We start from the raw sequence: 22,277 nt of genomic DNA, 5'->3' as shown, positions 1-22,277 counted from the left end.
CATCGGATTGGAGTCCTCATGACCCGCGTCACCGTCGACGACCTGCTGGCCCTCCCCACCCCGGAGCAGCCGGCGCTCTCCCCCGACGCCAGCCGCATCGTGTATGCGCTGCGCGGCATCGACCGCGAGGCCGACCGCGAGACCCGCGCGCTCTGGCAGGTCGCCGCCACCGGTGGCACCCCGGTCCCGCTCACCCGCGGCACGGCCGATTCGACCCCGGTCTGGAGCCCGGACGGCACGCAGCTCGCCTTCCTCCGCGCCGAGGACGGCCCGGCGCAGGTCTGGCTCCTGCCCGCCGCGGGCGGCGAGGCCCGGGCCCTCACGACCCTGCCGCTGGGTGCCGGAGCCCCGACATGGAGTCCTGACGGCACCCGCGTCGCCTTCACCGCCCCCGTCGACACCGCAGCGCTGCCCGGCGACGACCGCGACGCCCTGCTCGCCCGCCGCTCCGCCCCCTCCGCGACCGACCGGCTCGGCTACAAGGCCGACGGGGCCGGCGTGCTGGGGACGCTCGTGCAGCAGCTCCACGTCGTCGACGTCGAATCGGGCGCCGTCAGGGTCGTCACCCGGGGCCGCTCGCACGCCTCCGACCCCTTCTGGTCGCCGGACGGCACGCTCCTCGCCTTCTCGACTGCGGACGAGGAGGACGCCGACCTCACGATGCGCATCCCGGTCTTCGTCACGTCCGCCACCGATCCGAACCGGGCCCCCGTGCGCATCAGCGCCGCCGGCGTGCAGGCCACCGCGGTCGGCTGGACGCCCGACGGACGACACGTGGTCGCGGCGGGCCGGCTGGACACCGAGATCGGCAACGCCGACCTCCTGCTCTTCCCTGCGGACGGCGACGGTGCGCCGCGGAACCTCACCGCGTCGGCGGACCGCAACGTCATGCCCGGCGGCCCCGGCTACCCCGGGGGCATGCCGCAGTTCGCGGCGGATGGGCGCCTCGTCTTCTGCCTCCGCGACAACGGCTCCTCGCACGTGTACGCCGTCTCCCCCGAGGGCGGAGAGCCGGAGCCGCTGCTCGCCGGGACCGCGAACGTCTCCGGGCTGTCCGTCGCCGGCACGGCGGCGGCGGTGGTGCTCGCCACCCCCGACTCCTTCGGCGACGTCGCCCTGCTCGACCTCTCCGACGGCACGACCACCGTGCGCGCGGAGTACGGCGTCCCCGACCTCGACCTCCTTCCGGCGGAGGAGCGCCGGTTCACGATCTCGGACGGTACCGTGGTCACCGGCTGGCTGCGCCGCGACCCTGCGACCGAGGGTCCGCTGCCGCTGCTCCTCGACGTCCACGGCGGCCCGCACAACGCCTGGAACGGGGCCGCCGACCTCATCCACCCGTACCATCAGATCCTCGCGCAGCGCGGCTGGGCGATCCTCACGATCAATCCCCGCGGCAGCGACGGTTACGGCGACGCGTTCTTCTCGGCGGTCTCCGGCGGCTGGGGCGTCGAAGACGCGAAGGACTTCCTGGAGCCGATCGACCAGCTCGTCGCGGAAGGCCTGGCCGACCCGGCGCGCCTTGCCGTGACCGGCTACAGCTACGGCGGGTTCATGACCTGCTTCCTCACCTCGCGCGACGACCGCTTCGCGGCGGCCGTCGCCGGCGGCGTCGTCACCGATCTGCTGTCGATGGGCGGCACGTCGGACTTCGGACACCATCTCTCCGCCAAGGAGAACGGCGGCCTGCCCTGGCGCGACCGCGAGAAGATCGCCGCGCAGTCGCCCTACACCCACGTGGACCGGGTGCAGACACCCACGCTGATCCTGCAGGGTGCCGCCGACGACCGCTGCCCTGTGGGTCAGGCCGAGCAGTGGTTCACGGCGCTCCGCGAACGCGGCGTCCCGACGCGGCTGGTGCTGTACCCCGGGGGATCCCACCTGTTCCTCCTGTCCGGGCCGCCCTCCCATCGGGCCGACTACTCGCAGCGGGTCGTCGACTGGGTCGAGCAGTACGCCCCTGCGGCGGGGAAGCCCATCCGTCCGCGGCTTGACGCCCGGCACTGGCAGCAGCGGCTGAGCACGCTGGCCGCCGCGCACAAGGTCCCCGGCGCCACCCTCGGCATCCTCCGGCTGGGCGAGGAGCCCGTCTACGCCCACCACGGCATCCTGAACGTGCGCACGGGCATCGAGACCACCGACGACTCGCTCTTCCAGATCGGCTCGATGGGGAAGGTGTGGACGGCGTCCGCCCTGATGCGGCTCGTCGACGAGGGCCGACTCGATCTCGACACCCCGGTCGTGGAGTACGTGCCGGAATTCGCCTCCTCCGACCCGGAGGTCACCCGGACGGTCACCATGCGGCACCTTCTCAGCCACACCAGCGGCATCGACGGCGACGTGTTCACCGACACCGGCCGCGGCGACGACACCCTGGAGAAGTACGTCGCGCATCTGGACGGCGTCGCGCAGAACCACCCCCTCGGCGCCACGATGTCGTACTGCAACGCGGGCTTCGTCCTCGCCGGACGCGTGATCGAGAAGATCACCGGCACGACGTGGGACCAGGCCATGCGCGACCTGCTCTACGAGCCCCTCGGCCTCACCCACTCCTGCACGCTGCCGGAGGAGGCGGTCATGTTCCGCACCGCCACCGGGCACACCGAGATCGGCGACGACGGCCCCGTGCTCGCTCCGGCGTGGATGCTGCCGCGGTCGATGGGTCCGGCCGGGTTGATCAACTCCACCACCGCCGACGTGCTCGCCTTCGCCCGCATGCACCTGGAGAACGGTCTCGCCGCCGACGGCACGCGGGTGCTGTCCGAGGAGAGCGTGCGCCGGATGCAGCAGCACGAGGTCGATGTCCCCGACCCCTACTCCCTCGGCGACAGCTGGGGCCTCGGCTGGATCCTCTTCGACTGGGACGGGCGCAAGCTCATCGGCCACGACGGCAACACCATCGGGCAGTCGTCGTTCCTGCGGATCCTCCTGGACGAGCAGATCGCGGTCACGCTGCTGACCAACGGCGGCAACACCCGCGACCTGTACGACGAGATCTTCGACGAGATCTTCGCCGAGCTCGCCGACCTCCACCTGCCCACCGGTCTCACCCCGCCCGCGGAACCGTACGTCGACGACTTCTCCGCCTTCGAGGGCGTCTACGACCGCTCCGGCGTCCGCACCGAGATCTTCCGCGACGAGGAGGGGCTGCGCATGCGCACCACGCTGAACGGCCCGCTGGCCGCGCTGCTGCCCGATCCGGTGGAGGAGCACGCCCTCGTGCCCGTGCGCCGGAACGAGTTCGTGATGCGCGCGGAGGGCGAGCAGGCGTGGCATCCCGTCGTCTTCTACTCGCTGCCCACCGGCGAACAGTACCTGCACCACGGCGTCCGTGCCGCACCGAAGGTCTCGTGATGCCGGTGCAGGCGGCCGCCGACCTCGCGGTGGTCCTGGCCGACATCGACACCCTGCTCGCATGCGAGTCGCCGTCGGACGACCGCGCCGCGGTGGCCCGGAGCGCCGACGTCGTGGCCGCGCTCGGCGAACGGCTCCTGGGGGCCGCACCCGAGCGGATCGTGATCGACGGGCGCACGCACCTGCGGTGGCGCTTCGGCCGGGGACCGGCCGCGGTCCTGGTGCTCGGACACCACGACACGGTCTGGCCGCTCGGCTCCCGCGATCGGTTGCCGTCCGGGATCGCCGACGGCGTGCTGCGCGGACCGGGGTGCTTCGACATGAAGACCGGCGTCGTGATGGCGCTGCACGCGGTGGCGGCGCTGGACGACCGCTCCGGGGTGACCATCCTGCTCACGGGCGACGAAGAGCTCGGATCGCCGAGTTCCCGGCAGCTCATCGAGGACGAGGCGCGCGGATGCCGCGCGGCCTTCGTGCTGGAGGCCGCCGCGGAGGGCGGCCATCTGAAGACCGCGCGCAAGGGCGTCTCCCTGTACCGGGTGCACGTCACGGGACGAGCGGCGCATGCGGGGCTGGAGCCGGAACGCGGCGTCAACGCCGGGATCGCGGCGGCGCATCTGCTCCTCGCGGCCGCAGCGCTCGGTGACCCCGCGCGGGGCACGAGCGTGACGCCGACGCTGTTGGCAGCGGGGACCACGACGAACACCGTGCCCGCCACGGCGGAGTTCGCGGTGGACGTCCGCGCCTGGACCGTCGCCGAGCAGGAGCGCGTGGACGCCGCGCTGCGTGCGCTGACGCCGCGGCTGGCCGGCGCGACCGTGCGGATCGAGGGCGGCCCGAACCGCCCGCCGCTGGAGGCGGCGCTCTCCGCCGAGCTGTTCGCGCGCGCATCCGCCATCGCGGCGAGCGCCGGGCTGACGCCGTTCGACGGTGTGGCGGTCGGCGGAGCCTCGGACGGCAACTTCACCGCCGGCATCGGCGTCCCGACGCTCGACGGGCTCGGCGCCGTGGGCGGCGGGGCGCACGCCGACGACGAGCACGTGATCGTCGCGCTGATCCCGGAGCGGCTCCTGCTCCTGGAACGGCTGCTGCAGGAGCAGCGGTCCGAGGCGTCGACACCGGGGGAAGGGCGATGACCATGGCGGAGACCGACACCGGCACGGGCGCGATCGCCGCTGCCGCCGCGAGTGCCTCTGCCGCCGCGAGCGCGGCGGGAGTCTCGATCCGGCTCCTCGACGACGTCGAGGACTTCACCCGCGTCTCTGAGCTCTTCCAGAGCATCTGGACGAAGCAGGGCGAAGCCTCCCCCGTCAACGTCGAGACGCTGCGCGCGCTGTCGAAGGCCGGAAGCTACGTCGGCGGCGCGTTCGACGGGCACGAACTCGTCGGCGCCTGCTTCGGGTTCTTCGCCTCGCCCGGTCGGCGCGCCCTGCACAGCCACATCGCCGGGGTGTCCGGACGGATGCGGGGACGCAGCGTGGGTTTCGCGCTCAAGGTGCACCAGCGCGCCTGGGCGCTGTCCGAGGGGCTCGAGGAGATCTCCTGGACTTTCGACCCTCTCATCAGCCGCAACGCGCACTTCAACCTCGTGAAGCTCGCGGCCGAGCCCACCTCGTACCATCGCAACTTCTACGGGCACATGGCGGACGCGCTCAACGGTGCGGACGACACGGATCGCATGCTCGTCACCTGGTACCTGCACGATCCGCGGGTGGTGGCCGCGGCCGGGGGTGCCCCCGGGGCGCCGGATCCGTCTGCGGCGGACGCGGTGCCGCTGCTGTCCGTCGGCGACGACCTCGCCCCGCTGCTCACCCCCACCGACGCCCGTCTGGTCCGCGTCGCCCTCCCCCGCGACATCGAGGCGCTCCGGCTCCGTGACCCTGATCGTGCGACGCGGTGGCGGCTCGCCCTGCGTGCCGCGCTCGGCGATCTGCTCGACGCCCGGGGACGCGTGCTCTCGTTCGACCGATCGGGGGCCTACACCATCGACAGAGGAGAACAGGGATGAAGCTCACCGGATTCGAGCTGCGCGTGATCGAGATGCCGCTGGTGTCGCCGTTCCGCACGTCGTTCGGCGTCCAGACCGTGCGGGAGGCGCTGCTCGTGCGCGCCGTGTCCGACGAGGCGGAGGGCTGGGGCGAGGGCGTGGCGATGAACGACCCGCTCTACTCCTCGGAGTACGTCGAGGCGAGCGTCGACGTCATCACCCGCTTCCTCCTCCCCGCCCTGGCCGGAGTGCGCGACCTCGATGCGGCCGGCGTCGCCCCGGCACTCGCACCGTTCAAGGGCCACCGCATGTCGAAGGCCGCGGTGGAGCTGGCCGTGCTCGATGCCGAGCTGCGCGCGACGGGAGTGCCGTTGTCGCGCGAGCTCGGCGCCGTCCGCGACCGTGTCGACTGCGGGGTCTCGGTCGGCATCATGGACTCGATCCCGGAACTGCTCGACGCGGTCGCCGGGTACCTCGACGAGGGGTACGTGCGCATCAAGCTGAAGATCGAACCGGGCTGGGACATCGAGCCCGTGCGTGCGGTACGCGAGCGCTTCGGCGACGACGTGCTGCTGCAGGTCGACGCGAACACCGCGTACCACCGCGGCGACGCCCGCCATCTCGCGCGGCTCGACCCCTTCGACCTGCTCCTCATCGAACAGCCCCTGGACGAGGAGGACCTGCTCGGCCACGCCCAGCTGGCGAAGAGCATGACCACGCCGATCTGTCTCGACGAGTCCATCGTGTCCGCGCGGGCCGCGGCCGACGCCATCGCGCTCGGAGCCTGCTCGATCGTCAACATCAAGCCGGGACGGGTCGGGGGCTACCTGGAGGCCCGCCGCATCCATGACGTCTGCGCGGCCAACGACATCCCGGTGTGGTGCGGCGGCATGCTCGAGACGGGCATCGGACGAGCGGCGAACGTGGCCCTCGCGGCGCTGCCGGGCTTCACCCTCCCCGGGGACACGTCGGGCTCCGGCCGCTACTACTCTCGCGACATCACCGACCCGTTCGTCGTCGAGGACGGCACGCTCACGGTGCCCACGGGGCCCGGGATCGGCGTGAACCCGCACCAGGACGCCCTCGATGACGTCACCGTACGCACGGAGTGGATCACGTTCTAGCGGACGAGGCGACGCCCCCGGGTCTGTTCGGGGCGACGAAGAATCGCTACTCTTTCGTCGTGCCCCACAGATCCGAGGCCGTTGCCCGGCCCCTAGCCTGGGCCTCGTGCTCATGTCCGTGACGACACGTCCGCGCGCCAGCCTCGGCCGCGTGATCGAAGACCTCGGCACCACCCTGCTCGAGGTCGTCGGCGGTGCCGTCGACGACGACGTCGTGATCGAGACCGTCGTCATCCACGACGTCCTCGACGACGCGATGCCGCTGCGCGGAGCCCTCGTGCTCGGGGTCGGCCTCAGCGAGCCCGAGGAGGTGACGACGCTGCTGGGCACGCTGGGGCAGCAGGGGGCGGCCGCCCTCGTCCTCCGCGCCCCGGTCCGGACCGAGCCCGTGCTCCGCGAAGCCGCGACCGCGACCGGCGTCCCCGTGCTCGCCCTCACCCGCGGCGCTTCATGGGCGCAGCTCGCCGCGATGCTGAGGTCGCTCATCGCGGAAGGGGATGTCGGCGACCAGGCGGCCACGACGCTCGGCGGCATGCCGTCCGGCGATCTGTTCGCTCTCGCCAACGCCATCGCGACGCTGCTCAACGCCCCCGTCACGATCGAGGACCGGAGCTCTCGCGTCGTCGCGTTCTCGGGGCGACAGGACGAAGCGGACCCGGCCCGGATCGAGACGGTCCTCGGGCGTCAGGTCCCCGAGCGCTTCGCCCGCCAGCTCGAGGAGCGGGGCGTCTTCCAGGCGCTGTACCGCAGCGAGGATCCCATCCACGTCGGGCCCGTCCACAACACCGAGGGGCTCCCGTCCTACCCGCGGGTCGCGCTGGCCGTCCGCGCCGGTGACGAGATCCTCGGCTCCATCTGGGCGGCGGCGCAGGAGCCTCTGGCGCCCGACCGCGTTCGCGCGCTGAAGGACTCCGCCGGCCTCGTCGCCTTGCACATGCTGCGGCTCCGGGCGGGCGCCGACGTCGAGCGGCGGCTGCGTGCCGACCTCCTCGCCACGATCCTGGAGGGCGGCCCCGGGGCGGCCGACGCCGTGTCGCGGCTGCGACTCGACGACCACCGCTGCGTCGTGCTCGCGTTGTCCGCGGTCGAGCAGCCGGACGACGATCCGTCCGCCGGAGCCCGCCGCATCGCCGAGCGCCACCGGGTCGCCGACGCGTTCGCCGTGCATCTCGGCGCCGTGTACCTCCGCTCCGCCGTGGCGCTCATCGGCGATGTCGTGTACGCGGTCGTCGCCCTGCGGCCGGAGACGGGGACCGCGGAGGGCGCGGGCGATGCGGACGCCAGAGCCGCCCGCGTGGCCACCGACTTCCTCGGCCGCCTCGGCGCCGCCGAGGACATCCGCATCGGCGTGGGGACCGTGGCCCCCGACGCCTCCGGGATCCCCGCCTCCCGGGCCAACGCCGACCGGGCGCTGCGGGTGGGGCGGCACGCCTCCTCTGCGGAGCCGGTGGCCCTGTTCACGGCCGTGCAGATGGAGGCCCTCCTCGTCGAGCTCGGCGACCTCGTCCGCGCGCGCGGTGACCAGCCCACCGGTCCGGTCGCGAAGCTGCTCGCGCAGGACCGCGAACGAGGGACGCACCTGGTCGAGACCCTGCGGGCCTGGCTCGACGCCTTCGGCGACGTCGCCGTGGCCTCAGCCCGCGTCTACACGCATCCGAACACGTTCCGCTATCGGCTGCGCCGGCTCGCGGAGATCGGCGGGATCGATCTGTCCGACCCGGACGCGCGTTTCTCGGCGATGGTGCAGCTGCGCCTGCTCGCCCCGGAGTCCTGAGCCCGACGGCGGGGCCTCTCCGCCCGCCCCGGCACGGACCAGGGCGGGCGGCCGGGGAGCTCGTGGCTCCGCCGCTGTTCGTCCCTCCCGACGACTCGTGACCGATGGGGAACGCCGCAGGCGTCCGCTCGTGACCGACACCCTGCGTATGTGACAATCAGTTGAACAGACGACGATCGATCAGACCAGAGCCGGAATCCTGGTTGATCGATCTGACCAATCCACCACGGGTGGGGACGATGACGGTGAACGATATGGCCACTCTGCTCGACGCGACCGATCGCCGTATCCTCGCCGTGCTCGACACCGACCCGCGACGTCCGGTCGCCCTCATCGCTCAGGACCTGGGTCTTGCCCGCGGGACCGTGCATGCGCGCCTCGAACGTCTGGAGTCGAGCGGCCGACTGCGCCCGCACAGCGCCCGTGTCATCCCCGCGGCACTCGGCCGCGGCGTGGCGGCATCGATCCTCGTGGAGTTGGACCAGCATCAGATCACCGCCGCCATCGAGGCGCTCAGCCGCATCCCCGAGGTGCTGGAGTGCTTCGCCCCCGCCGGGGACACCGACCTGCTCCTGCGCGTCGTCGCGACCAGCCCCGACGACCTCTACCGCGTGGCCGAAGTCGTGCGCCTGTGCCCCGGCATCCTGCGCACGTCGACGAGCCTGTTCCTCCGTGAGGTCATCCCGTATCGCGTGAGTGCACTCCTGCAGGCGGAGTGAGCGGGGCCGCGCGCAGGACGGGACCCGCGCGTGAACGCGCGCGGGCTCAACCGATGATGCGGGCTCCGGGGACGGCGCCGTGCACGTGCAGTGGATCGAGGCCGCCTTCGCGGAGAGCCGTCTGCACCGCCTGCGCGGACTCGGGATCCGCGCAGAGCAGCGCCACGGTCGGCCCTGATCCCGAGACGAGGCCGTGCAGCGCACCGGCCGCGACCCCGCGTTCGATGGTCTGGGCCAGATCCGGTCGCAGGTCCAGGGCGGCCGCCTGGAGGTCATTGTGGAGCGCGTCCGCGAGCTGCCAGGCATCTCCGGTCCGCAGCGCCTGCAGCACCGGGATCGGCACGTCGAGCGAGAGCGGCGGATCGTCGGCGAGCGCGCCCTCCTCCTCGCGCAGCTCATCGAGCCGGGTGTACACGGCGGGGGTGGACAGTCCCTCGTCGCTGGTCACCAGCAGCCAATCGAAGCGGCCGCGGGCGAGGGCCGGATTCAGCTGATCGCCGCGGCCGGTGCCGACGGCGGTGCCGCCGTGCAGCGCGAACGGCACGTCGGCGCCGAGCCGCGCGGCCAGATCGTGCAGCCGTGCAGCCGAGAGTCCCGTGCCCCAGAGGGCATCGCACGCGACCAGCGCGGCTGCCGCGTCCGCGGAACCGCCGCCCATGCCGCCCGCGACGGGGACGCTCTTGCGGATCCGCAGCGCCACCCCGCCCGGATGATCGGTCGCCATGGCCAGCAGCTTGGCCGCGCGCATCGCGAGGTTCCGGTCGTCGAGCGGAACCGAGCCGTCGTCCTCCACGCCTGACACCGTGAGGGAGAAGTCGTCGGCCTCCCTGGCGATCACGTCCTCGTAGAGCGACACCGCCTGGAAGACCGTTGCGAGGGCGTGAAAGCCGTCGTCATGGCGTCCGCCGACCCCGAGGTAGACGTTGATCTTCCCCGGCGCGCGCACGTGCACGGACCGGGAGGACGCGGCGAGGCTCATGAGCGGATCACAGGTCCGACGAGGTCGCCCACAGGTTGACGTCGATGGCGCCGGCGAGCTCGTCGATGCGGCGGAGCTCCTCGTCGGTAAAGGCGGGGCCGTCCAGAGCCGCGAGGTTCTCGTCGAGCTGCTCCGTGCGGGACGCTCCGATGAGAGCCGAGGCGACGACCGGGGTGCGCAGCGTCCACTGCAGGGCGAGCTGTGCGAGCGACTGTCCCCGGCCCTGGGCGACCTCGTTCAGCGCGCGGAGCGTCTGGACGGCGTCATCGGTCAGTTTGCCCTTCGGCAGCGAACCGCGCTGCTGCGCGCGCTCGGCGGTGCCGTCACCGAGGTACTTGTCGGTGAGCAGCCCCTGGGCGAGCGGGGTGAAGGCGATGGCGCCGAGGCCCGACTCCTCGAGGGTCTGCGTGAGGCCGTCCTCGATCCAGCGGTTGAGGATCGAGTACGCGGGCTGGTGGATGACGAGCGGCGTGCCCAGCTCCTTCGCCACCGCGACGGCCTCGGCCGTGCGCTCGGCGCTGTAGGAGGAGATGCCGACGTACAGCGCCTTGCCCTGGCGGACCAGGGTGTCGAGAGCGCCGACCGTCTCGGCGATCGGGGTGACCGGGTCGACGCGGTGCGAGTAGAAGATGTCGACGTAGTCCAGCCCCATGCGCGTGAGGGACTGCTCCGCGCTCGCGAGGATGTACTTCCGGCTCGCGTAGTCGCCGTACGGGCCGGGCCACATGTCCCAGCCGGCCTTCGACGAGATGATCAGCTCGTCGCGGTACGGACGCAGGTCCTCCGCGAAGATGCGACCGAAGTTCTTCTCGGCGGAGCCGTACGGCGGGCCGTAGTTGTTCGCCAGGTCGAAGTGCGTGATCCCGTTGTCGAACGCGTGGCGCAGGAGCGCCCGCTGGTTGTCGAGCGGGATGTTGTCGCCGAAGTTCCACCAGAGCCCGAGCGAGATCGGGGGGAGGTACAGGCCGGAGGAGCCGACCTGACGGTAGGCGAACCGTCCGTAGCGGCCCTCGTCGGCGGCGTACGGACGGTGCAGCTCGGGGACATCGGGGCGGAAGCGGGGGGAGTCGGTCACCGTGCCAGATTAGCCGCTGACGCCGGAACCCTCGATCGCCGTTGCGTGCTGGGCGATCCGCTGGTAGTCGTCGACCGTGAGGTCCTCCCCGCGGGCCGTCGGGGCGACGCCGGCGGCGGTCAGCACCTCGATCGCCGCGGCGGAGCTGCCGAAGACCCCGGAGAGGGCCTGCCGCAGCATCTTGCGGCGCTGGTTGAAGGCCGCATCGACGATCGCGAAGGTGCGTCGGCGCTCCTCCACCGGTCCGCGCTCCCCCTCGGAGCGGTCGAAGCCGACGAGGAGGCTGTCCACGTTCGGCACCGGCCAGAAGACCTGCCGGGAGACGTTCCCGGTGAGCTTCCACTCGCCGTACCAGGCGGCCTTGACGCTCGGCGAGCCGTAGATCTTCGATCCGGGCTTCGCGGCCAGGCGCTCGGCCACCTCGGCCTGCACCATCACGACGCCCCGCTGCAGGTACGGGAAGGTCTCCAGGAAGTGCAGCAGGACGGGCACCGACACGTTGTACGGCAGGTTCGCGACGAGGACGGTCGGCTCGCCCGGCAACTCCGTGACGCGGAGCGCGTCCGCGTCGACCACCGTCAGCATCCCCTCCGGCACGCCGTGCTCGGCCGCGGTCTGCGGCAGGCGGGCGGCCAGGCGGTGGTCGATCTCCACGGCGGTGACCGCGGCCCCCGCCTCGAGGATCGCGAGGGTCAGGGACCCGAGTCCCGGTCCGACCTCCACCACCCGCTCCCCCGGCTGCACGCGGGCGGCCTGGACGATCTTGCGGACGGTGTTCGCGTCGACGACGAAGTTCTGCCCGAGCTTCTTGGTGGGGGTGACATCGAGCTCGGCGGCCAGACGGCGGATCTCGGTGGCCCCGAGCAACGTGACGGTCATGGATCCATTCTCCCGGATGACGAGCCGTGCCCGGATCCTGGGCAGTGTCCGTGATCATCGCTATCCTTCGGAGGTGCCCTCCCTCGGTGAACTGATCGCTCCGCGGCGCCTGGGCAGGGACTTCCGCTGGCTGCTCGCGTCGTCGTGGACGAGCAACATCGGAGACGGCGTGGCGCTGGCCGCCGCTCCCCTGCTCATCGCGTCGATGACGTCGTCGCCGATCCTCGTGGCCTCCGGCGCCATCCTGCAGTTCCTGCCGTGGCTGCTCTTCGGCCTGCACGCGGGGGCCATCGCCGACCGCTTCGATCGGCGGCGCCTGGTGATGACCGCCAACGCCGTGCGCGCCGTCGTGCTCGCGGCGCTCTGCGTGTTCCTCGTGACGGGAACCGCGAACATCGGGATCGTCCTGGCGGTCGCCTTCCTCTACGGCACCGCGGAGGTCTTCGTCGACACCGCGGGGAGCACGCTGCTGCCGATGCTCGTGAAGCCGGCCGACCTCGGCATCGGGAACGCCCGCCTGCAGGCCGGCTACCTCGTCGCCAACCAGTTCGCCGGACCGCCGCTGGGCGCGTTCCTGTTCGCCGCCGGGAGCGCGTGGCCATTCCTCGTCGAGGTGCTGTGCGTGACGCTCGCGATCGTCCTGATCTCCCGCATGGCGCGCACGCCCGTCCCACCGCGGGAGACCGAGACCCACCCGCCGGTGCACACCGACATCGCGGAGGGGCTGCGCTGGCTGTGGCGCAACCCGCCGGTGCGGATGCTCGTGCTCATCATCCTCGTCTTCAACGTGACCTGGGCCGCACCGTGGGGCGTGCTCGTGCTCTACGCCACCGAGCACCTGCAGATGGGGCCCGTGGGCTACGGCGCCCTCACCACAGCGTCCGCGGCGGGCGGCATCGTCGCGACGCTGAGCTTCGGCTGGCTGGAGCGGCACGTGTCCTTCGCGACTCTGATGCGCATCGTGCTCTCGCTCGAAGTGCTCATGCACCTCGCCTTCGCGCTGACCACCACGGGCACGGTCGCCCTCGTCATCATGTTCTTCTTCGGCGCGTACGCCTTCGTGTGGGGCACGATCTCCACGACCGTCCGGCAGCGGCTCGTCCCCGCGTCCCTGCAGGGGCGCGTCGCCTCGGTCAACATGGTCGGCGTCTTCGGCGGCATGATCGTCGGCCAGGCCCTCGGCGGCGTCATCGCGCAGACCTGGGGCCTGACGGCACCGTGGTGGTTCGCGTTCGGCGGGGCGGCGATCACCCTGGTGCTGGTGTGGAAGCCCATCTCGCACATCGTCAGTGCGAAGCCCGTCGCCGAGACGGGGCCGGACGACGTCGAGCCGGAGGGTCAGTCGGCGAACGAGCCGTAGACCCGGAGGGTGTTCTCGGCGAGCTGCGCGGAGAGATCGTCCACGTCCAGGCCGAGCTCCGCGGCCAGGAATCGCACCGTGAGCGGCACGAGGTACGGCGCGTTCGGGCGGCCCCGCAGCGGGACCGGCGTGAGGAACGGGGCGTCCGTCTCGACGAGGAGGCGGTCGAGCGGCGTGACCTTGAGGGCGTCCCGCAGGTTCTGCGCGTTCTTGAACGTCACGTTCCCGGCGAACGAGAGGTAGTACCCGGCATCGGCGCAGACCCGCGCCATCGCCTCGTCCCCCGAGAAGCAGTGGAACACGGTGCGCTCGGGAGCGCCGACCCGCGTCAGCGTCTCGAGCACGGCCTCGTGCGCATCCCGGTCGTGGATCTGCATCGCGATGCCGTGCTTCTTCGCGAGCGCGATGTGCGCCTCGAAGGAGGCGAACTGCGGAGCGCGGCGCTCCGGCTCGGTGCGGAAGAAGTCGAGCCCGGTCTCGCCGATCGCGCGCGTGCGCGGATGCGCGGCGAGCTCGTCGATCACGGCGAGCGCCTCGTCGAGACGGCCGTCCTCCGCGTACGTCGGGGCGTCGTTCGGGTGGATGGCGACCGCGGCGAGGACCCGCGGATCGGACGCGGCGGCCTCGACCGCCCAGCGGGACGACTCGATGTCTCCGGACGCCTGCACGACCCCGATGACGCCGACCGCCTCCGCCCGGTCGAGCTGGGCTTTGAGGGAAAGCCCCTGGGTCCCTGAGCCTGTCGAAGGGCCATCGGCGATCTCGAGGTGCGCGTGGTTGTCGTAGACGGGCACGGCGAGGGGTTCCGGGGCCGCCGGATAGGTCCGATCCTTGCGCCCGTCGCCCGAGCGCTCGCGCACGTAGGTCTCCGCCATGGTGTCCTGCCCGGATGTCAGGCCGTGGACTCCACGCGCGGGAACAGCGGCGCGAGGCCATTGACGCTCGTGCCCGGCTTCAGCGCGCCCCAGGCTCCCGCCTCGCGGATCGGCTGGTCCTGCAGGCGGCCGAGGGTCTCCGCGGCGCCGAGGGCGATCCACAGCTTCTCGGTGGACTGCGGCATCACCGGCGACAGCAGCACGGCGAGAGCGCGCAGCCCCTCGGCGCACGTGTAGAGCACGGTGCCCAGACGCTCGCGCTGGTCCTCGTCGCGGGCGAGGGCCCACGGCTCGTTCTCCGTGATGTACCCGTTGAGCGCGTCGACGATGGTCCAGATCGCGGAGATGGCCTCGTCGATGCGGAACTGGCCGATCGCGGCGTCCGCCTTCGTCGCGGCGTCCGCCACGATCTTCTGGATCGCGAGGTCCGCCTCGGTGTACTCGGCCGCCGGCGGCACGATGCCCTCGAAGTACTTCTCGATCATCGCGGTCGTGCGCGAGGCGAGGTTGCCGAAGCCGTTCGCGAGCTCGGCCTGGTACCGGGCGGAGAGGTCCTCCCAGGAGAAGGAGCCGTCCTGACCGAACGCGATCGCGGACAGGAAGTAGAAGCGGTACGCGTCGGAGCCGAAGACGTCGGTGATCTCGGTCGGCGCGATACCCGTGAGCTTCGACTTCGACATCTTCTCGCCGCCCACGAGCAGCCAGCCGTGCGCGAACACGCCCTTCGGGACGTCGAGCCCCGCCGCCATCAGCAGCGCGGGCCAGATCACGGCGTGGAAGCGCAGGATGTCCTTGCCGACCACGTGGTAGGCGGGCCAGCGGCGCTCGAAGGTCTCCTCGTCGGAGCCGTAGCCGACGGCCGTGGCGTAGTTGAGCAGCGCGTCGACCCACACGTAGATGACGTGCGACTCGTCCCACGGCAGCGGGATGCCCCAGTCGAAGGTCGAGCGGGAGATCGAGAGGTCCTTGAGGCCCTGGCTCACGAACGAGACGACCTCGTTGCGCGCCGAGTCGGGCCGCACGAAGTCGGGCTCGGTCTTGTAGAGCTCGAGCAGGCGGTCCTGGAACTCGCTGAGCTTGAAGAAGTAGTTCTTCTCCTGCAGCAGCTCGAGCGGCTTCGAGTGGATCGCGCAGACCTTCAGCCCCTCGAACGGACCCGTGCCGTCGACGATCTCCGATTCCGGCTTGAACTCCTCGCAGCCCACACAGTAGAGCGCCTCGTACTCTCCCGCGTAGATGTACCCGCGGTCGTACAGGCGCTGGAAGAACGTCTGCACGTTCGCCTCATGCCGCTCCTGAGTGGTGCGGATGAAGTCGTCGTTCGCGACGTCGAGGGTCTTCAGCAGCGGGAACCAGCTCTCGCTGACGAGCTTGTCGACCCATTCCTGCGGGGTGACGCCGTTCGCCGCCGCGGCCCGCAGCATCTTCTGACCGTGCTCGTCCGTGCCCGTGAGCATCCATGTGTCGTCCCCCGCCTGACGGTGCCACCGCGCGAGGGTGTCGACGGCCACCGTCGTGTACCCGTGGCCGATGTGCGGCACATCGGAGGGGTAGTAGATGGGCGTGGTGATGTAGAAGGAGTCGCCAGCGGGCATGGGGACAATTCTAGGTGCCCCCATGCCCGTGGTTACGCCGTGCGGCTCGTCAGAGCCCATTGCGGCGGGCGACCTCGCCGAGCCAGGCCAGCGAGGGCTTCGGGAACCGCTCGAAGGTCTCGTGGTCGAAGCCGATGAGACCGAACGTCGGCCGGAATCCGCTCGCCCATTCGTAGTTGTCCAGCGCGCTCCAGTGCTGGTAGGCGCGGACCTCGATGCCGTCGCTGATGGCGCGGTGCAGCCCCTCCAGCGCCCCCTGCGTGTAGGCGATGCGCCGGGTGTCGTCGGCCGTGGCGATGCCGTTCTCCGTGACGAGCACGGGCACGCCGCCGCTGCGCTCCCACGCGCTGCGCACGCCCAGCTCGAGGGCCTCGGGGAAGAACTCCCAGCCCGTGAGTGTCGTCTCCACATCCGGCGACACCGGCAGCGGACCCTCCGGACCGATGAACGTGCGCGTGTAGGCCTGCACGCCCACGAAGTCGTCGCCGGCGGACTGCTCCAGGTACCAGTGGTCACGCGGGTCGCCGTACGTCGCGAGCATCTCGTCCGCGCCGGGCTCGCCTGTGGAGTGGAACGCCTGGGTGGCGATCGTCCACCCCGCCTGCACCCCGGGCACCGTGTGCAGGATCTCGGACGCGCGCCGGTGGGCCGTCAGCAGGGTGTCCGCGACGCCGAGGTCGGGGTTCGGGAGGCCGTAGGCGACGAGGTTCGCCGCGTCCTCTCCCCCGGCGAGCATCGCCGCGATGTTCGGTTCGTTGATCGTGCACACGTAGCGCACCCCGTCGAGGATCGGCAGCACCGTCTCGACGTAGCGGGAGAACAGGTCCACCGCGTCGTCCGCACGCCAGAAGCCGTCCTTCTGAAACCACTGCGGCACCGTGAAGTGCATGAGGGTGACCGTCGGGTCCAGACCGTTCTCCCGCGCGGTGTCGATCATGCGGCGGTAGTGGTCGAGCATCGCCCGGGAGACGAACCCGCGCTCCGGCTCGATCCGCGCCCACTCGACCGAGAAGCGATAGGAGTTCAGCCCCGCCTCGGCGAGCAGCCGCATGTCCTCCGGATACCGGTGGAAGTGGTCGGCGGCGTCACCGGAGGGCTCGACCATGGTCGAGTCCGGCGCGTGTTCCATCGCCCACCAGTTGCTCGTGGTGTTGTTGCCCTCCACCTGGTGGGCGGCCGTTGCGGCGCCCCAGAGGAAGCCGTCGGGGAATGCGAGCACGGATGCGCTCCTCTCTCTTTCTTGCAGTCGTTCGGCGCGCGTCAGCGGGCGCGGGCGGGGTTCGGCACGGCGTCGAGCAGTTCGACCGTGTACGGGTCCTCCGGATGCTGCAGCACCTGGGAGGTCTCGCCCCGCTCGACGACGCGGCCGCTGTTGAGCACGAGGATGTTCTCGGTGACCAGACGCGCGCTCAGCAGATCGTGCGTGATGTAGAGCATGCTGATGCCCCACCGTTCGCGGAGGTCCTCCAGCAGCGCGAGCACGCCGGCGCGGAGCGACACGTCGAGCATCGACACCGGCTCGTCCGCGATCAGCACCTGCGGGTCGCTCGCGAGCGCCCTGGCGATCACGACGCGCTGCCGCTGCCCGCCGGAGAGCTGGTGCGGCAGCTTGGCGGCGAACTGCTCGACGGGCGTCAGACCCACCGTCTCCAGCAGTTCGAGCACACGGGCCCTGGCCTCCGCCCCGCGCAGCCTCGTGTAGTTCACGACCGGACGGGTCAGCGCGTACTCGACGGTGTGCAGCGGGTTCAGGGCCGCATACGGATCCTGGAACACCATCTGCACGTCCTTGCGGAGGTCGCGGAGGCCCCGACGCTTCAAGGACGCGACGTCGGTATCGCCGAACCGGATGCTGCCCGAGGTCGGCTTCTCGACCCCGGTGAGCATCTTCGCGATCGTCGACTTGCCCGAACCCGACGCGCCCACGAGAGCGAGAGCCTCCCCCGGTTCCAGCCGGAACGACACGTCGTCGACCGCGACGACGGGATCCTGTCCGCGTCGCGGAGCCGGATAGCGCTTGGAGACGCCCTCCACCACGATCGCAGCGTCGGCGCGGCGGGCGTCCCGCGGCGACACCGTCGGCAACGTCTCGGTGACGTCCGTGCGGCTGCGCCCCTCCCGGCGACGGGTGCCGAGATCGACGAACCCGGGGATCTCGATCTTCTCGGCGCGCGGGTCGGCGTAGTGGCTCAGCAGCATCCGGGTGTACTCGTCCTGCGGACGGTGCAGGATGTCCTGGCTGGAGGCATCCTCCACGATGCGGCCCTCGTGCATGACCATCACCCGGTCGGTCGCCTCGAGGACGATGCCGAGGTCATGGCTGATGAGGATCGCCGTGAACCGCTCGGACCGCTGCAGCTCCCGGATCGTGTCCATGACCGCGTGCTGGACGAGCACGTCGAGCGCCGTGGTGGGCTCGTCGAACACCATCAGCTGGGGTTCGAGCGAGAGGGCGAGGGCGATCGAGGCGCGCTGCCGCATGCCGCCGGAGAGCTCCCCCGGGTACCGGTCGAGCACCTCCGGCTTCAGCCCCACCTTGCCGACCAGCTCCCGCGCCCTGGCCTCGCGCTGCTCCGCGGGCACATGGCCGTGCGCGGCGAAGATGTCGCGGAAGTGGTTGCCGACCGAGCGGACGGGGTTGAGGGCGTTCATGCCAGACTGCAGCACCATCGCGAAACCGCCCTGCCGCTGACGCCGCAGCTCCTCGGCGTCGAGCTCGCGGATGTCGCGGCCGTCGAAGAGGATGCGTCCGCCGCTGATGCGCGCCGGCGGCTTCTGCAGCCGCGTGAGCGCGAAGCCGAGCGTGGACTTGCCCGACCCGGACTCGCCGACGAGCCCGACGAACTCGCCGCGCCGGAGCGCGAACGACACGTCGTGCACGGCCGGCACCGGCACCTGCCCCGGGGAGGCGTACTCCACGGACAGCGACTGGACGTCGAGGAGGATGTCGTCGTGCTCCATGGCGCTCATCGGCCCTTCCCTTCGCGGAGGCGCGGATTGGAGATGCCGTCCACGCCGAAGTTGATGAGTGTGAGGCTGAGGGCGAGCAGCGCGATGCACAGACCGGGCGCGAACAGCAGCAGCCACTGGCCGGTGAGCAGGGAGTTGGAGTTCTGCGCCCAGTAGAGCATCGTGCCCCAGCTGACGATGCTGGAGTCGCCCAGCCCGAGGAACTCCAGCCCCGCCTCGGCGAGGATCGCCGCCGTCGCCGCCCCGAAGAGCGTCCCGGCGATGATCGAGGTCATGTTCGGCAGGATCTCCCGGAAGACGATGCGAGCCCTGCTGTCGCCGGAGAACTGCGCCGAGGTGACGAAGTCGTTGCCGCGGAGGGTCTGGGTCTGGCTGCGCAGCACGCGCGCACCCCACGCCCATCCGGTCACGACGATCACGGCGATGATCATGAGGATGCCGCCGTTCTGCAGGTAGGCGGCGATCACGATCATCAGCGGAAGGCCGGGGATCACGAGGAAGAGGTTCACGATGAACCCGACGACCTCGCCCGCGAAGCCGCGCATGTAGCCCCAGCTCAGTCCGATGAGCACGGCCACGATCGTGGAGAGGAGCCCCGCCGCGAAGCCCACGAGGAGGCTGACCTGCGCTCCGTAGATGAGCTGGCTGAGCACGTCCTCCCCTGCGGCGGTCGTGCCGAGCCAGTGCTCCCACGAGGCGTCGGCGTTCCGCGGGAAGCCGTTCTCCTTCGGCCCGAAGGGGGCCAGGAGCGGGGCGAACACGGCGACGAGCACGAAGAACGCGAGGAGGCAGAGGCCGATGCGGGCCTTGCCGTTGGACCACAGGGTGCCGACCATGCGGCCGAAGGCGCGCCAGGGGCTGGGCGCCGCGATGCGGTCGGTCGGGACCTTGACGGTCACGGTGCTGGGGGTGGGGTTCGGGGTCGTCATCGTCGAGTCCTCGGGTCGAGAACCCCGTAGAGGATGTCCACGAGGAAGTTGGCGATGAGCACGCTCACGGTGATCATCAGGAAGAGCGCCTGCATGAGCGGGTAGTCCTGCCCGATCACGGCGTTGAACAGCAGGTAGCCGATGCCCGGGTATCCGAACACCTGCTCGACGAGGATCGAGCCGCCCACCACGCCGCCGAGCGTGAGCCCGAAGCCGGTGAGGTTCGGCAGGATCGCGTTGCGGGCCGCGTAGCGGAGGGCGATGGTGCGACCGCGGAGGCCGTTCGCCTCGCCGAAGGTGATGTAATCCTCGCCGAGCGTGTTGATCATCGCGTTGCGCATGCCGATGATCCAGCCGCCGAGGGAGGTGAGCAGGATCGTCAGCGCGGGCAGGAACGCGTGCCGGACGAGGTCGACGATGAAGTCCCAGGTGAACCCCGGGGTGGTCGTCGCCGAGTAGGCGCCGGTGGTCGGGAACCAATGCAGCACGTAGCCGAGGAAGAACAGCAGCAGCAGCGCCGTCCAGAAGTACGGGAACGTGCTGAGGAACGACCCGGTCAGCGTCGGCAGCGAGTCCAGCCACGTTCCGCGCCGCCAGGCGGCCATCACGCCGATCAGCGTGCCGATCACGAACGCGAGGATCGTGACGATGCCGACGAGGCCGAGCGTGTAGGGCAGCGCGGTGGAGACCATGCTCGACACGGTCTGCGGGTAGAACGTGTACGAGACGCCGAAGTCGAGCCGGACGACCTGGCCGAGGTAGGCCACGTACTGGTCCCACATCGAACCGGTCGGCACCCCGAGCTGGGCCTCGATCGCGGCGCGCGTGGCGTCGGAGACCGGACCGTTCTGGGAGAGCTTCGCGATCGCGGCGTCGGCGGGAGAGCCGGGCATCAGGCGGGGCAGGAAGAAGTTCAGGGTGATCGCGGCCCACAGGGTGAGCACGAACAGGCCGATCTTCTGGAGGACGTACTTCACTGGTCTCCCCCGTCCGTGCGCTTCAGGTGGGTGAAGATCCCCAGGGGCGCCGAGTCATAGTTCTGCGGGATCATGTACGGATCTTCCGCGGAGGGCCAGCCGGTGAACTTCGCGTCGTTGAACAGGCCCCAGATCCCGCCGTAGTACATGCCGATCACGGGGACCTCCTCGTACACGATGCTCTGCAGCTCATGCACGATCTCGGTCTGGCGGTCGGGATCGATCGTCGCGCGGAACTCCTCCAGGAGGGCGTCGGCCTCCGGCGAGCGGTAGCGCTCGAAGTTGTTGGTAGTCACCTCGCCGGTCGGCACGTAGAAGTCGCTGGAGAGCAGGCTGTTGTAGGCCTGGTACACGTCGCCGTTGCCCATGCCGCCGATCGCCATCTCGAAGTCGCCGGTGCCGATCGCGCTCTGGTAGCCCGCGGGCTGCGGGAGCTTGAGCGACACCTTGACGCCGATGTCTGCCAGCTGCCGCTGCACGGTCTGAGCGGCGCGCGTCCAGTCGGAGAAACCGTTGGCGGTGGTCAACGAGAACGCGAGCTGCTCGCCGTCCGGGCCGACGAGCTGGTCGCCCTGCAGGGTGTACCCGGACTCGGCGAACGCCGCGAGCGCGGCGTCGCGGTCCTGCGCGAGCATGCCCTGATCGGGGATCTCCGGGTCGAGGTACTGCTCCTGGTTGGGCAGGATGAGCCCGGTCTGCCCTGCGGGCTGCATGTACCCCTCGGAGGCGGTCTCCGCGATCTCCTCCCGGTCGAGCGCGAGCGCGATGCCGCGGCGGACGTTCACGTCGTCGAAGGGCGCGACCTCGAGGTTCGGCACGAGCGAGATGACGCCGCCCGGCGGGAACCACCAGGTGTTGTCGGGACTCGCCGCTCCCCAGGTGCCCTCGACGTCGGAGATGAACGAGTAGGCCCAGTCGTAGCCGCGGGTCACGGTGTCGAGCTGCGTGTTCGTGGCCGGCAGGATGATGTGCTCGATCTCGATCCTGTCCGCCTGCCAGTAGTCCGGGTTGCGGTCCATCGAGTACTGCTGGTCGTTGTAGTTGCCGAGCACGAACGGCCCGGTCCCGACCGGCTCCTCGTTGCGCCAGGTGGCCGGGTCCTTCACATCCGCCCACAGGTGCTCGGGGACGATCATGGTCTGCCCGAGGATCGAGAGCGAGGGCGCGTCGTCGCTCTGCAGGTGGAACACGATGTCGTCGCCGTCGATCTCGATGCGGTCGATGTGCTGCCACGCGCCCTTGATGTCGAGCGAGGGCTCGTCCTTGATGAGCTGGAACGTGAACGCCACGTCCTCCGGGGTGAGCGCCTCGCCGTCGCTCCACTCGACGCCGTCGCGGATCGTCATCACGATCGTGCGGGCGTCGGGCTGGGTCCACTCGGACGCGAGCCACGGGGTGAGTTCGCCGTCGAGCGGGTTCACCAGGATGAGCGGCTCGTAGATCCACCGCGAGGCGGTCCTGGTGTTGGTGAGGTAGGGGTTGAAGTTCTGCGTGAAGAACGGGTTTCCCTTGTCGGCGTTGATGAGCATCGTGTCGTCGCCGATCGACGGGTCGGGCTGCGAGCTGATCTGGATGCTGCAGCCGCTGAGCGCGACCGCTGCGGCCGCGAGCCCCACGACGGCGGCGCGGCGCCAGCGTCGGAAGGTGTGCGTCTCTGCCACTGGATGACCTCATGTCGTC

Annotated in this window: 17 protein-coding genes; 7 read left to right on the top strand and 10 right to left on the bottom strand. The window is 70.9% G+C overall.

Annotation, left to right across the window (positions count from 1 at the left end):
* Positions 1 to 18 precede the first annotated feature (18 nt).
* The 6 genes from AB0310_RS16210 to AB0310_RS16185 all read left to right on the top strand — a co-directional run bounded on the left by AB0310_RS16210 (position 19) and on the right by AB0310_RS16185 (position 8,958).
* Positions 19 to 3,354, top strand: coding sequence for a serine hydrolase (locus AB0310_RS16210; protein ID WP_187661987.1), 3,336 nt, complete (start codon positions 19 to 21; stop codon positions 3,352 to 3,354).
* The gene (locus AB0310_RS16205) at positions 3,354 to 4,490 is read left to right on the top strand and encodes a M20/M25/M40 family metallo-hydrolase (protein WP_366237638.1); all 1,137 of its coding nucleotides are present in this window, start codon (positions 3,354 to 3,356) and stop codon (positions 4,488 to 4,490) included. The genes AB0310_RS16210 and AB0310_RS16205 overlap by 1 nt, the downstream gene beginning before the upstream one ends.
* Complete coding sequence (locus AB0310_RS16200) at positions 4,487 to 5,362, top strand: GNAT family N-acetyltransferase (protein WP_259951504.1); 876 nt, start codon at positions 4,487 to 4,489, stop codon at positions 5,360 to 5,362. Before AB0310_RS16205 ends, AB0310_RS16200 begins: the two co-directional genes overlap by 4 nt.
* Entirely contained in the window at positions 5,359 to 6,465 is a 1,107-nt protein-coding gene (menC, locus tag AB0310_RS16195) for an o-succinylbenzoate synthase (RefSeq protein ID WP_259951503.1), read from the top strand. The genes AB0310_RS16200 and menC overlap by 4 nt, the downstream gene beginning before the upstream one ends.
* A gap of 112 nt (positions 6,466 to 6,577) precedes the next feature.
* A complete protein-coding gene (locus tag AB0310_RS16190; RefSeq protein WP_366237695.1) occupies positions 6,578 to 8,239 on the top strand; it encodes a PucR family transcriptional regulator in 1,662 nt (553 codons plus the stop codon).
* Between the two features lie 239 nt (positions 8,240 to 8,478).
* Entirely contained in the window at positions 8,479 to 8,958 is a 480-nt protein-coding gene (locus tag AB0310_RS16185; RefSeq protein ID WP_366237637.1) for an Lrp/AsnC family transcriptional regulator, read from the top strand.
* A gap of 46 nt (positions 8,959 to 9,004) precedes the next feature.
* Here AB0310_RS16185 and AB0310_RS16180 read toward each other — a convergent pair whose 3' ends face one another.
* From AB0310_RS16180 to rsmA, 3 genes are read right to left on the bottom strand one after another with little or no spacing between them, the layout of a single operon-like run.
* Positions 9,005 to 9,937, bottom strand: a complete 933-nt coding sequence (locus AB0310_RS16180) for a 4-(cytidine 5'-diphospho)-2-C-methyl-D-erythritol kinase (protein ID WP_366237636.1) — start codon at positions 9,935 to 9,937, stop codon at positions 9,005 to 9,007.
* Positions 9,938 to 9,944: 7 nt separating this feature from the next.
* Entirely contained in the window at positions 9,945 to 11,012 is a 1,068-nt protein-coding gene (gene mgrA, locus AB0310_RS16175; RefSeq protein ID WP_210678205.1) for an L-glyceraldehyde 3-phosphate reductase, read from the bottom strand.
* A gap of 9 nt (positions 11,013 to 11,021) precedes the next feature.
* Positions 11,022 to 11,891: a 16S rRNA (adenine(1518)-N(6)/adenine(1519)-N(6))-dimethyltransferase RsmA gene (gene rsmA / locus AB0310_RS16170; protein WP_366237635.1), complete on the bottom strand. Its 870-nt coding sequence runs from the start codon at positions 11,889 to 11,891 to the stop codon at positions 11,022 to 11,024.
* A 73-nt stretch (positions 11,892 to 11,964) separates the two neighbouring features.
* Between rsmA and AB0310_RS16165 the strand changes: the two genes are divergently transcribed.
* Positions 11,965 to 13,251 carry an MFS transporter gene (locus tag AB0310_RS16165; protein WP_366237634.1) on the top strand — a complete coding sequence of 429 codons (1,287 nt, stop codon included), beginning with the start codon at positions 11,965 to 11,967 and terminating at the stop codon, positions 13,249 to 13,251.
* Here AB0310_RS16165 and AB0310_RS16160 read toward each other — a convergent pair.
* Genes AB0310_RS16160 through AB0310_RS16130 form a run of 7 tightly spaced genes read right to left on the bottom strand, consistent with a single transcriptional unit; the run spans position 13,230 to position 22,258 of the window.
* Positions 13,230 to 14,126: a TatD family hydrolase gene (locus tag AB0310_RS16160; protein ID WP_366237633.1), complete on the bottom strand. Its 897-nt coding sequence runs from the start codon at positions 14,124 to 14,126 to the stop codon at positions 13,230 to 13,232. The two genes, AB0310_RS16165 and AB0310_RS16160, sit on opposite strands and share 22 nt — an antisense overlap.
* A 17-nt stretch (positions 14,127 to 14,143) precedes the next feature.
* Positions 14,144 to 15,721: a methionine--tRNA ligase gene (gene metG, locus AB0310_RS16155; RefSeq protein ID WP_366237632.1), complete on the bottom strand. Its 1,578-nt coding sequence runs from the start codon at positions 15,719 to 15,721 to the stop codon at positions 14,144 to 14,146.
* A gap of 49 nt (positions 15,722 to 15,770) precedes the next feature.
* On the bottom strand, positions 15,771 to 16,940 hold the full coding sequence (locus tag AB0310_RS16150) for a glycoside hydrolase family 1 protein (protein WP_136051661.1): 1,170 nt from the start codon (positions 16,938 to 16,940) through the stop codon (positions 15,771 to 15,773).
* 41 nt (positions 16,941 to 16,981) lie between these two features.
* A complete protein-coding gene (locus AB0310_RS16145) occupies positions 16,982 to 18,682 on the bottom strand; it encodes an ABC transporter ATP-binding protein (protein WP_522727346.1) in 1,701 nt (566 codons plus the stop codon).
* 5 nt (positions 18,683 to 18,687) lie between these two features.
* On the bottom strand, positions 18,688 to 19,620 hold the full coding sequence (locus AB0310_RS16140) for an ABC transporter permease (protein WP_366237630.1): 933 nt from the start codon (positions 19,618 to 19,620) through the stop codon (positions 18,688 to 18,690).
* Complete coding sequence (locus AB0310_RS16135; protein WP_187661998.1) at positions 19,617 to 20,597, bottom strand: ABC transporter permease; 981 nt, start codon at positions 20,595 to 20,597, stop codon at positions 19,617 to 19,619. The genes AB0310_RS16140 and AB0310_RS16135 overlap by 4 nt, the downstream gene beginning before the upstream one ends.
* The gene (locus tag AB0310_RS16130) at positions 20,594 to 22,258 is read right to left on the bottom strand and encodes an ABC transporter substrate-binding protein (protein WP_366237629.1); all 1,665 of its coding nucleotides are present in this window, start codon (positions 22,256 to 22,258) and stop codon (positions 20,594 to 20,596) included. The genes AB0310_RS16135 and AB0310_RS16130 overlap by 4 nt, the downstream gene beginning before the upstream one ends.
* Between the last annotated feature and the right edge of the window lie 19 nt (positions 22,259 to 22,277).

This window comes from Microbacterium meiriae (assembly GCF_040702565.1).
Taxonomy (GTDB): Bacteria; Actinomycetota; Actinomycetes; order Actinomycetales; family Microbacteriaceae; genus Microbacterium; species Microbacterium meiriae.
This window is presented reverse-complemented; position numbering and strand designations above follow the sequence as displayed.

Coding starts and splice junctions, on each gene's coding strand:
- AB0310_RS16205 (WP_366237638.1), top strand. CDS start 3,354: ATGCCGGTGCAGGCGGCCGCCGACCTCGCGGTGGTCCTGGCCGACATC.
- AB0310_RS16180 (WP_366237636.1), bottom strand. CDS start 9,937: ATGAGCCTCGCCGCGTCCTCCCGGTCCGTGCACGTGCGCGCGCCGGGG.
- menC (WP_259951503.1), top strand. CDS start 5,359: ATGAAGCTCACCGGATTCGAGCTGCGCGTGATCGAGATGCCGCTGGTG.
- AB0310_RS16190 (WP_366237695.1), top strand. CDS start 6,578: ATGTCCGTGACGACACGTCCGCGCGCCAGCCTCGGCCGCGTGATCGAA.
- AB0310_RS16145 (WP_522727346.1), bottom strand. CDS start 18,682: ATGGAGCACGACGACATCCTCCTCGACGTCCAGTCGCTGTCCGTGGAG.
- rsmA (WP_366237635.1), bottom strand. CDS start 11,891: ATGACCGTCACGTTGCTCGGGGCCACCGAGATCCGCCGTCTGGCCGCC.
- AB0310_RS16160 (WP_366237633.1), bottom strand. CDS start 14,126: ATGGCGGAGACCTACGTGCGCGAGCGCTCGGGCGACGGGCGCAAGGAT.
- AB0310_RS16140 (WP_366237630.1), bottom strand. CDS start 19,620: ATGACGACCCCGAACCCCACCCCCAGCACCGTGACCGTCAAGGTCCCG.
- AB0310_RS16200 (WP_259951504.1), top strand. CDS start 4,487: ATGACCATGGCGGAGACCGACACCGGCACGGGCGCGATCGCCGCTGCC.
- metG (WP_366237632.1), bottom strand. CDS start 15,721: ATGCCCGCTGGCGACTCCTTCTACATCACCACGCCCATCTACTACCCC.
- AB0310_RS16185 (WP_366237637.1), top strand. CDS start 8,479: ATGACGGTGAACGATATGGCCACTCTGCTCGACGCGACCGATCGCCGT.
- AB0310_RS16210 (WP_187661987.1), top strand. CDS start 19: ATGACCCGCGTCACCGTCGACGACCTGCTGGCCCTCCCCACCCCGGAG.